Origin of the sequence: Bartonella refiksaydamii, from assembly GCF_902652675.1 — a bacterium.
Classification (GTDB): domain Bacteria; phylum Pseudomonadota; class Alphaproteobacteria; order Rhizobiales; family Rhizobiaceae; genus Bartonella; species Bartonella refiksaydamii.
The window spans coordinates 1-2214 of sequence record NZ_LR736351.1 but is presented as its reverse complement, the minus strand read 5'-3'; the positions used below and the strand labels follow the sequence as shown (position 1 = coordinate 2214).

The window sequence follows — 2214 nt, the reverse complement described above, 5'->3', positions numbered from 1 at the left end:
GAAAGAAGCAAGACAAGCAGCAGCCATTGGTTTGGCAGTATCTAACTTACGTTACAATGATACACCTGGAAAGTTGAGTGTATCATTGGGTAGTGGTATATGGGTCAATCAAACTGCCTTTGCTATTGGTGCTGGTTATACATCTGAAGATGGCAACATCCGTTCTAATCTGTCTGTAACGAGTGCTGGAGGGCACTGGGGTGTAGGTGTAGGAATAAACTTCACACTAAATTAACAATAAAAACACAATAGTTTAATGACATTTGCGTTTGCCCTTGCTTTATCGAGTGAGGGCAAACCGTTTATGATAAAAATGTAAAATACGCGCCTACAGTAAAACACACAGCTACATTAGAAAATAAATATTCGGACAGAATTTAAGGATTTAAGAAAACTCTACTGAGGTTTGAGGTGTAAGAAACGATATCCCTGCTTACATAAAACATTCTTTTGAATGTTAAATCTTCCATTTTCGTTTTGCTCTTCTGTTATTTAGTTAGGTAAGAGTGCAGTCCTTATAGCGAAACACATTCCCATAAAGCTTAGCGAAGTATTTAGCAAAGCATAAAGGTTAAATTTTATAGAAGTCTATTGGATAGTTTTTTTGAAAAAATAACACACTAGAATCTATAATGATATCTTATCATGAAGAAGTTCATTTTTTTCTTGCTATAAACTTGCTATAAAAATGCATTAGGCTACAGCGATTACAGTGTAGCATTATTTTTAATAAAAGAACCTTTATTAAGAACTTCTTAGAGGGTGACGGATTTTTAGTTTACACATTATTAAGAAAATGCTGTTTTAAAATAAGGAAGCAATTTATCAGTAAAGGGAAGGTAGTGAATTTCTCATCTGAAAGATTTTAGTTAAGAAACTTAATTTCTGTCAAGAGGAATGCTTTTGATATTTAAAGTACGCAAGAACAAGCTTTTTTAATTAGTATAAAATTACAGGCGGTGAAGTTAATCTTTGTCAGATCGTAAATGTATTTTACATGTTTACTGTATGCGTTTATCGGTTTTAACATTTATTTCTAACTACAGGAAGCACATAAAGTCTAAGCGTAAAAGACTCGAAATGTCATCAATCTAACAAGTAGTAAGCGTAAATTTTAAATTCACAAAGATCTGAAATCAATTGGTGTTGAGTCAAACATTCTGTGGGGTATTTTGCATAAAAATATGGCTTTTTTGTGTTTTTAAGTTTTTAATATGTTTTTGTTACAGGGGATTATTATGAAAAAAGCATATGCCAAATTAGCGGGGGGCAAAAAGAGTTTTCTTCGTCCTTTTTATAAGGCATCTTTTGTTAAGATGCTTTCCTTATCCTCAATAGTTGCACTTTTGTCGAGTGTTTCTCCAGTGTATTCAAAAACGTTTGCTTCAAAAGAATCGTTTCTCATAAATACGAAAAGTCCTACTGTAGCTTTTCCACAAAGTGTTATCTCTATCTATGATGACTATAATGCCGATATTAGCGATCAGGAAAACTATGTAACAGCACTGAAAGTGGGGAGCATGCCGGCAGTGAATGCTGTTAGTGACTATGCTCATTTTCTGACCACGGCCTTTTCGGGGAAAAATAATGATAATGCTGTCGTAAATATTTTAACGGCATATGGAGACAGTCTACAAAAAAGCAGCTTCAGTGCTGAGAAGAAATATAAAAAGTTTCTCTTTCGTCCAAAGTCGTTTGTGGTTGATGGCTCTGCAAACCGGCTGCTTGCACAGAATGATGAGAATACAGGTGTTATTAATGTATCTGATTTTTCACGAAATGATCCCATCACTAGAATGACGCGTGATAGCAGCAGTTCAAGAAGTGTCATTTTTGGTGACGGGATTGATGAAAATTCTAATTTGAGTGTTGTTATTGGTAACAATGCAAAGGCAAGGTTATCCAATTCTTCTGAGTATTTGGGATGGGTTATCGCTATTGGTGATAAGGTGAAAGCTACTAGAGGTGCTGGTGTTGTTGTGGGTTCTCATGCATGGTTAGACTCACCGTATTCAGTTGCTATTGGTTATTACGCACAGGTGAGGAAAGGAGCGAAAGGTGGTATTGCTTTGGGCTACATGTCTCACGCTTTCGAGGAAGGTAGTATTGCAATAGGTTCGGAATTTAGTGGAGATTTAGATGATTATTATGATGAGGAGAAAGATAAAAATAAAGATTATACAACTGCGGGTGGTAAACACTCATTGGCTTTAG

Annotated in this window: 1 protein-coding gene and 1 pseudogene; both read left to right on the top strand. The window is 35.4% G+C overall.

Annotated elements, in window-relative coordinates; genetic code table 11:
• Positions 1 to 235, top strand: a 235-nt coding sequence (locus GQO39_RS08295) for a YadA-like family protein (protein ID WP_156851738.1), incomplete at its 5' end; no start/stop codon positions are given.
• Positions 236 to 1238: 1003 nt separating this feature from the next.
• Positions 1239 to 2214 (top strand): annotated as a pseudogene (locus tag GQO39_RS08290) (hypothetical protein); the annotation flags it as partial.